At 71.6% G+C, this 8,250-nt stretch carries 6 protein-coding genes and 1 pseudogene; 6 read left to right on the forward strand and 1 reads right to left on the reverse strand.

The features are described from left to right. Positions 1–1,136: homogentisate 1,2-dioxygenase (gene hmgA, locus ABZ281_RS13890; RefSeq protein ID WP_356655227.1), on the reverse strand; the 1,136-nt coding region annotated here is incomplete at its 3' end. Positions 1,137–1,289: 153 nt separating this feature from the next. On the opposite strand from hmgA, the gene ABZ281_RS13895 reads away from it, so the two are divergent. The 6 genes and pseudogenes from ABZ281_RS13895 to ABZ281_RS13920 all read left to right on the forward strand — a co-directional run. Continuing rightward, entirely contained in the window at positions 1,290–1,886 is a 597-nt protein-coding gene (locus ABZ281_RS13895) for a hypothetical protein (RefSeq protein WP_356655229.1), read from the forward strand. Further along, positions 1,883–2,503, forward strand: coding sequence for a TetR/AcrR family transcriptional regulator (locus ABZ281_RS13900; RefSeq protein WP_356655231.1), 621 nt, complete (start codon positions 1,883–1,885; stop codon positions 2,501–2,503). Before ABZ281_RS13895 ends, ABZ281_RS13900 begins: the two co-directional genes overlap by 4 nt. Positions 2,504–2,665: 162 nt before the next feature. Then, on the forward strand, positions 2,666–4,933 hold the full coding sequence (locus tag ABZ281_RS13905; RefSeq protein WP_356655233.1) for a molybdopterin oxidoreductase family protein: 2,268 nt from the start codon (positions 2,666–2,668) through the stop codon (positions 4,931–4,933). A gap of 135 nt (positions 4,934–5,068) precedes the next feature. Further along, positions 5,069–6,511: a citrate:proton symporter gene (locus ABZ281_RS13910; RefSeq protein ID WP_356655234.1), complete on the forward strand. Its 1,443-nt coding sequence runs from the start codon at positions 5,069–5,071 to the stop codon at positions 6,509–6,511. 22 nt (positions 6,512–6,533) lie between these two features. Then, positions 6,534–7,874, forward strand: coding sequence for an MFS transporter (locus ABZ281_RS13915; protein ID WP_356655236.1), 1,341 nt, complete (start codon positions 6,534–6,536; stop codon positions 7,872–7,874). 97 nt (positions 7,875–7,971) lie between these two features. After that, positions 7,972–8,250, forward strand: a pseudogene (locus tag ABZ281_RS13920) (hypothetical protein); the annotation flags it as partial.

The raw sequence follows: 8,250 nt of genomic DNA on the forward strand, positions 1-8,250 counted from the left end.
GACATCATGTTGTGCAGCGAACCGCCGCCCGGTACGAAGCCTTCCGCTTTCGCGTCGTACGCGCCCTCGATCAGGCCCATGTACTCGGTCATCACGTTCCGGTGGAAGTACGGCGGCCGGAACGTGTCCTCGCCCACCAGCCAGCGCGGCGCGAACACGACGAAGTCGACACCGGCCAGCCCCGGGGTGTCCGACGGGGACGTCAGCACCGTGAAGATCGACGGGTCGGGGTGGTCGTAGGTGATGGTGCCGAGCACATTGAAACGGCGCAGGTCGTAGACGTACGGCACATGGTTGCCGTGCCAGGCGACGACATCGAGCGGGGAGTGGTCGTAGGTGGCCGTCCACAGGTTGCCGCAGAACTTGTTCACCACCTCCACCGGGCCCTCGATGTCCTCGTACGCCGCCACGGGTGCGCGGAAGTCCCGGGGATTGGCGAGCCCGTTGGCGCCGATCGGGCCCAGTTCGGGGAGGCGGAAGGGAGCGCCGTAGTTCTCGCACACATAGCCGCGGGCCGTCGGACTCTGGCCGCCGTCGGACGCCGTGTCCAGGAGCTCCACACGGAAGCGAACCCCACGAGGAACGAGCGCCATATGTCCCGGCTCCACATGAAGCAGACCGAACTCGGTGTGCAGCAGCAGCCCGCCGCGCTCCGGGACGATCAGCAACTCGCCGTCGGCGTCGCTGAACACCCGGTCCATCGAGACGTTGGCCGAGTAGAGGTGCACGGCGATGCCGGTCCGCTGGGTGGCGTCACCGTTGCCGCCCAGGGTCCACAGGCCCGCCAGGAAGTCGGTCTCGGGCGCCGGGTCGGGCAGCGGGTTCCAGCGCAGGCGGTTGGGGTCGGGCACGGTCTGGGTGAAGGGGGCGGTGCGGATCGAGCCGCTGTGGGTCCGGGTGAACGCCGGGTGCGCGGCCGACGGGCGGATCCGGTACAGCCACGAGCGGCGGTTGTGGGCCCGCGGCTCGGTGAACGCCGAACCGCTCAGCTGCTCCGCGTACAGCCCGAGGGGGGCCCGCTGGGGCGAGTTGCGGCCCTCGGGCAGTGCGCCCGGGACCGCCTCCGAGCTGTGCTCGTTGCCGAAGCCGGAGAGGTAGGTCAGCCCTTCGGCGGTCTTCCGCGCGTCCGCGCCCATGATCGCTGCTCCCTTGCGTACGATTCCTATGCAGTACCGTAGGATTGCGTTTTCCCCGACGCAAGAGGGGCGCGCGGCATCCTCTCGACGGATGACCTGAACCCGACTTGAGAACGATCCGCCGGGCCGGACGTCCGTTCTACGCTCCCGGACATGACGTGGACACGGAGACCTTTCGCCGCGCTCGCGGTCTGTGTCCTCCTGCTGGCCGGATCCGCGGGCTGCGGCTCCGGCGGCGCCCGGGAGGATGCCGGGTCGGCGACACCGGTGGGCAAGATCCTGGAGGACCGGGACCAGGAAGGGCGGCCCTATCGCGAGGTCGGGCAGGAGGGCGCCCCGGACGTCGGAATCGAGGTGCAGCCCGACGCCGCCGGCGGCTGGGACGTACGCCTGAGCGTGCGCAACTTCCGCTTCTCCCCGACCGGCGCGGCAACCCGCGCGGTGGCCGGGCGGGGTCTCGCGCGCCTCTTCGTCGACGGCCGTCCCGTCGCCCGGCTGCGCGCCTCCGCCTACCGGCTGGACACCCGCCTCGTGCCGCGCGGCACCCATCACGTCACCGCCCGCCTCTACGCCGACGACGGCACCGTGTGGGCGGTGGACGGCGAGCCCGTGGAGAGCACGGCCGACATCACGTCCTCGGAGCCCGGCCCGGGGATCTCGCCGGACGCGGTCTCCCGGCGCAAGGCCCGGACGCAGAGCGCGGACACCGGGGGGCGAGGTTCACCCGGCGGCGCCGGAGGGGCATCATGAAGCCCGTGCCCCCCGCGACCTCGCTCCGTCGTGCGCCCGTGCAGCGGCGCAGTGCCGAACGCCTGACCAGGATCCTCGACGCCTGCGCCGACCTCCTCGACGAGGTCGGCTACGACGCCCTGAGCACGCGTGCCGTCGCCCAGCGGGCCTCGGTCCCGATCGGCTCGGTCTACCGCTTCTTCGGCAACAAGCGCCAGATGGTCGACGCGCTGGCGCAGCGCAACCTGGAGCGGTACACCGTGCGCGTCACCGAGCGTCTGCGCCAGGCCGACGAGGACGGGGGCTGGCGCACGGCCATGGACGTCGTGCTCGACGAGTACCTGGAGATGAGGCGCACCGCGCCCGGCTTCTCCCTCGTCGACTTCGGCAACCAGATCCCGGTCGGCGCCCGCCATGCCGAACCCAACCACCGCGTCGCCGACCGCCTCACCGAACTCCTCTCCGGGTATCTCGACCGCGAACCCGACGACGATCTGCGCCGCGTCTTCCTCATCGCCGTCGAGACCGCCGACACCCTCGTGCACCTGGCGTTCCGGGTCGCGCCGGAGGGGGACCGGCGGATCATCGACGAGGCCCGGGAGATGCTGCGGGCCTATCTGGCCCGGGTTCTCGACTGACCCGGGTCCCGCGAGGCTCTCCACCGCTCGACCGACCCGGATCCCGCCAGGGCCTCCACTGCTCGGCCGGCCGGATCCCGCGAGGGTCTCCCCGCCGTCCATACCGGTCGGTATGCTCGGGCGTGTCAGCGCGTCACCGTAGCCGCCGCCCCGGGAGGACCCGTGTCCCGCACCGCCCTGCGTATCTGCCCCTTGTGCGAGGCCACCTGCGGCCTGACCCTCACCATCGAAGGGACGCGCGTCACCCACGCCCGAGGTGACCGCGACGACGTGTTCAGCCGGGGGTTCATCTGCCCCAAGGGCGCCTCCTTCGGGGCCGTCGACTCCGACCCCGACCGCCTGCGCACCCCCCTCGTACGGCGGGACGGCGAGCTGCACGAGGCGACCTGGGAGGAGGCCTTCGACGCGGTCGCCGCCGGCATCAGGCCCGTCGTGGAGCGCCACGGCCCGAACTCCGTGGGCGTCGTCCTCGGCAACCCCAATGTGCACACCATGGCCGGTGCCCTCTATCCGACCGTCCTGCTCGCCGGGCTCGGCACCCGCAGCGTCTTCACCGCCTCCACGGTCGACCAGATGCCCAAGCACGTCTCCAGCGGCCTCCTGTTCGGCGATGCCAACGCCATCCCCGTGCCCGACCTCGACCGCACCGACCATCTGCTCCTGATCGGCGCCAACCCGCTGGAGTCCAACGGCAGTCTGTGCACCGCCCCCGACTTCCCCGGCAAGCTGAAGGCCCTCAAGGCCCGCGGCGGCACCCTCGTCGTGATCGACCCCCGGCGCACCCGCACCGCGAAACTCGCCGACCGGCACATCGCCGTCCGGCCCGGCACCGACGCCCTGCTGCTGGCGGCGATGGCGCGGGTGCTCTACGACGAGGGCCTCGTCGAGCCGACCCCGCACGTCCAGGGCATCGAGGAACTGGCCGGGGAGCTGGGGGAGTTCACACCCGAGGCGGTCGCGGAGGCCTGTGACGTCGAGGCCGGTGTCATCCGCACCCTCGCCCGCGAGCTGGCCGCCGCCCCCGCCGCCGCCGTATACGGCCGGATCGGCAGCTGCACCGTCCCGCACGGCACCCTCGCCAGCTGGCTCGTCGACGTCCTGAACATCCTCACCGGCAACCTCGACCGGCCCGGCGGCGCGCTCTTCCCGCAGGCCGCCACCGACAAGACCCCGCGCCCCGCCGGACCCGGCCGCGGCTTCGCCCTCGGGCGCTGGCACTCCCGGGTGAGCCGGCACCCCGAGGCGAAGGGCGAACTGCCCCTCTCCGCCCTCGCGGAGGAGATCGACACCGCCTCCGAGGCGGGCGAGCCGGTGCGCGCGCTGATCGCCGTCGCTGCCAACCCCGTGCTGTCCGCGCCCGACGGCGACCGGCTCGACAAGGCGCTCGACTCGCTCGACTTCATGGTCAGCGTCGACCCGTACCTCAACGAGACCTCGCGCCACGCCCACGTGGTCCTGCCCCCGCCCCCGCCCTCCCAGAGCCCGCACCACGACTTCGCCTTCAACACCCTCGCCGTACGCAACCAGGTCCGCTACACCCGCCCCGCGATCCCCCTCGAACCCGGCCGCATGGCGGAGACGGAGATCCTGGCCCGGCTGATCCTGGCCGTCACGGGCATGCGCGGAGCCGACCCGGCGGCCGTCGACCAAATCGTCATCGACCAGACCCTCGGCAAGGCGGTGAAGGAGCCGCACTCGCCGGTCCACGGCAGCGACCCGCGCGAGCTCGCCGGCCGGCTCACCGGCGACACCGGCCCCGAACGACGGCTCGACATGATGCTGCGCCTCGGCCCCTACGGCGACGGCTTCGGCGTACGACCGGACGGGCTCAGCCTGGAGAAGCTGCTCGCGCACCCGCACGGCATCGACCTCGGCCCGCTCGAACCCCGCCTGCCGCAGCCCCTGAAGACCCGCAGCGGCCAGGTGGAGCTGCTGCCCGGCCCGATCGCGGACGACCTGCCCCGGCTGCGCGCGGCCCTCGCCGAACGCCCCGAGGGGCTCGTCCTGGTCGGCCGCCGTCATCTGCGCTCCAACAACAGCTGGATGCACAACGTGCCCGCCCTCACCGGCGGCTCGAACCGCTGCACCCTGCACATCCACCCCGAGGACGCCGAGCGGCTGGGCGTGAAGAGCGCGGAGCCGGTGCGGGTGAAGGGCGCCGGGGGAGAGGTGACGGTGGCGGCCGAGGTCACCGACGCGGTCCGCCGCGGTGTGGTGAGCCTGCCCCACGGCTGGGGCCACGACCGGCCCGGCACCCGTCTGAGCCACGCCTCGACCGCCCCCGGCGTCAACGTCAACCAGCTCCTCGACGGCCGTCTGCTCGACCCGCTGTCGGGCAACGCGGTCCTCAACGGCATACCCGTCGAGGTCGCCCCCGGGAGCGCGCCGGAATCCCCCTCAGTGACCGAAAAGCTCACCGCTCTGACCTGAGCAAAGCTGTGACCAGCAGTTTTGCGCTTATTGCTCGCATGTCAACGTCTTGTTAACGCTGCTTGACGGCACCTAACGTCTCGGACACCGCCGGCCCTGGTGGGATGTTCAAGGGCGAACGTTAGGTATCCACTCATGCTGACCATCCTCGGCTTCGCCATGATCGCGACCTTCCTGGTCCTGATCATGATGAAGAAGATGTCGCCGATCGCGGCGCTCGTGCTGATTCCCGCGCTGTTCTGCGTGTTCGTCGGAAAGGGCGCCCACCTCGGCGACTACGTCCTCGACGGCGTGACCGACCTCGCCCCCACCGCGGCGATGCTCATGTTCGCGATCGTCTACTTCGGCGTGATGATCGATGTCGGTCTCTTCGACCCGATCGTCCGCGGCATCCTCAAATTCTGCAAAGCCGACCCGATGCGGATCGTCGTCGGCACCGCGCTGCTCGCCGCGATCGTGTCGCTGGACGGCGACGGCTCGACGACCTTCATGATCACCGTCTCGGCGATGTACCCGCTGTACAAGCGCCTGAAGATGAGCCTGGTCGTGATGACCGGTGTCGCCGCCATGGCCAACGGCGTGATGAACACCCTCCCGTGGGGCGGCCCGACCGCCCGCGCCGCGACCGCGCTGAAGCTCGACGCCAGCGACATCTTCGTCCCGATGATCCCGGCGCTCCTGGTGGGCCTGCTCTTCGTCTTCGTCCTCTCCTACGTGCTCGGTGTGCGCGAGCGCCGGCGGCTGGGCGTGCTGACGCTGGACGACGTGCTCGTGGAGGAGAAGGAGACCGAGACGGTCCTCGTCGGTTCCGGTGGCTCCGGCGACGGCAAGGTCTCGATGCACAAGGGCGGCACGGCCGGCACGGCCGGCGCAGGGGACGCGGGCTCCGGCAGCGACGCTCCCGAGGGTGCCGAGGACTCCGCGGACGATCACGGCTTCCAGGGCCTCGACCCGAACCGGGCCACCCTGCGCCCCAAGCTCTACTGGTTCAACGCGCTCCTCACGGTCTCCCTGCTCACCGCCATGATCATGGAGTGGCTGCCGATCCCGGTGCTCTTCCTGATCGGCGCCGCGCTCGTCCTCTCCGTGAACTTCCCGCACATCCCCGACCAGAAGGCCCGCCTGGCCGCCCACGCCGACAACGTCCTGAACGTCTCCGGCATGGTCTTCGCCGCCGCCGTCTTCACCGGCGTCCTCCAGGGCACCGGCATGGTCGAGCACATGGCCAAGTGGATGGTGGACGTCATCCCCGGCAGCATGGGCCCGCACATGGCCCTCGTCACCGGCATCCTGAGCCTGCCGCTCACCTATTTCATGTCGAACGACGGCTTCTACTTCGGTGTCCTGCCCGTCCTCGCCGAGGCCGGTGCCGCGCACGGTGTCACCCCGCTGGAGATGGCCCGCGCCTCGCTGGTCGGCCAGCCGCTGCACATGTCGAGCCCGCTCGTCCCGGCCGTCTACGTCCTGGTCGGCATGGCCAAGGTGGAATTCGGCGACCACACCAAGTTCGTCGTGAAGTGGGCCGCCCTCACCTGCCTGGTCATCCTCGGCGCGGGCATGATGTTCGGGATCATCTGAGCCACCCATGGAGGACGTCATCGTGAGGCCCGGTGGGAACCGCGGCTGGCTGCTTCGCCTCGTCATCGCCTTCAGCTTCGCGCAGGGGGCGGTGTCGATGGCCCGGCCCGCCGTCTCCTACCGGGCCCTCGCGCTGGGCGCGGACGAGCGCGCGATCGGTGTGATCGCCGGTGTGTACGCGCTGCTGCCCCTGTTCGCCGCCGTGCCCCTCGGCCGCCGCACCGACCACGGCCGCTGCGCCCCCCTGCTGCCGGTCGGCGTGGTGCTCATATCCGGCGGCTGCGCCCTCAGCGGCGTCGCCGGCTCCCTGTGGACGATGGCCCTGTGGAGCGGGGTGATGGGCCTCGGGCACCTGTGCTTCGTCATCGGCTCCCAGTCCCTGGTCGCCCGCCAGTCCGCGCCGCACGAACAAGACCGCAACTTCGGCCACTTCACCATCGGCGCCGCCCTCGGTCAGCTCGTCGGGCCGGTCGCCGCGGGCGCGCTGATCGGCGGCGACGACATGGCCGGCAGCAGCGCGCTCGCCCTGATCGTGGCGGGTGCCACGGCGGCGGTCGCGTTCACCTCGCTGTGGCGCATCGAGCACCGCCGTACGGCGTCCGCGTCCCGCCCGGACAAGGGCGACCGGATCCCGGTCGGGGGCATCCTGCGCACCCGCGGGGTGCCGGCGGGCATCTTCGTCAGTCTCGCCGTGCTGTCCGCGACGGACATCCTGACCGCCTACCTGCCGGTGGTCGGCGAACACCGGGGCATCGCGCCGTCCGTGATCGGCGTCCTGCTCAGTCTGCGCGCGGCGGCGACGATCGCCTGCCGCATGGTGCTGACGCCCCTGCTGCGACTGCTCGGCCGGACCCTGCTGCTGACGCTCACCTGTCTGCTCGCGGCCTTGCTCTGCGCGGGCATCGCCCTGCCGGTGCCGGTGTGGGCGCTCGGCCTGCTGCTGGCCGCGCTGGGCTTCTGCCTCGGGGTCGGTCAGCCGCTGTCCATGACGACGGTCGTCCAGGCCGCCCCCGACGACGCCCGTTCCACGGCTCTGGCCCTGCGCCTGACCGGCAACCGGCTCGGCCAGGTCGCCGCCCCCGCCGCGGCCGGGTTGATCGCCGGAGTCGCGGGTGTGGCGGCGCCGTTCGTGATGCTGGGCGTGCTGTTGCTGCTGTCGTCCGGGGTCGCGGTGCGGTCGCCACGGGAGCCCGAGGAGGCGGTCGAGCCCGACGAGCCCGACGAGCCCGAGAGGTCGGAGGAGGCGGTCGGGTCGATCGGGTCGATCGGGTCGATCGGGTCGGAGGAGGCGGCCGGCGACGTCCCCGAGGTGCGAAGAGGCCTCAGACGTGGGGGGCCGCCGCGCCGGAAGAGCGATGTCTGACGCGTCGTAGGGCGGTGCTGCCGCCTTTTCGGCCGCGAGGTGACAGAGAGCCAGGTGACGAGATGTTCGTATGATCATCCGACTTGGAGGCATGTTCATGCCCGGCACACTCCTCGCGCGTCGTGCCGGCACCCGCACCGCCGTCCTCGCCGCCCTCACCCTGGCAGGGGCCACCCTGAGCGGGGTGTCCGCCGTCGCCGCTCCCATCGCCGACGCGACGGGCACGGGCCGTACCACGGCCGTCGACGGGCAGTACAAGCTGACGTGGCTCACCGACCAGGCCCAGAGAACCTTTCCGCGACACCGGCACAACCCCCCACGGAGCAGCAGTCGTACCGGCGTCACCTGCGCGCCGCGGTCACGGCGGGAGCCGTGG

Origin of the sequence: Streptomyces sp. NPDC006265, assembly GCF_040613555.1 — a bacterium.
Lineage (GTDB): Bacteria > Actinomycetota > Actinomycetes > Streptomycetales > Streptomycetaceae > Streptomyces.

Coding starts and splice junctions, on each gene's coding strand:
- ABZ281_RS13900 (WP_356655231.1), top strand. CDS start 1,883: ATGAAGCCCGTGCCCCCCGCGACCTCGCTCCGTCGTGCGCCCGTGCAG.
- ABZ281_RS13910 (WP_356655234.1), top strand. CDS start 5,069: ATGCTGACCATCCTCGGCTTCGCCATGATCGCGACCTTCCTGGTCCTG.
- ABZ281_RS13895 (WP_356655229.1), top strand. CDS start 1,290: ATGACGTGGACACGGAGACCTTTCGCCGCGCTCGCGGTCTGTGTCCTC.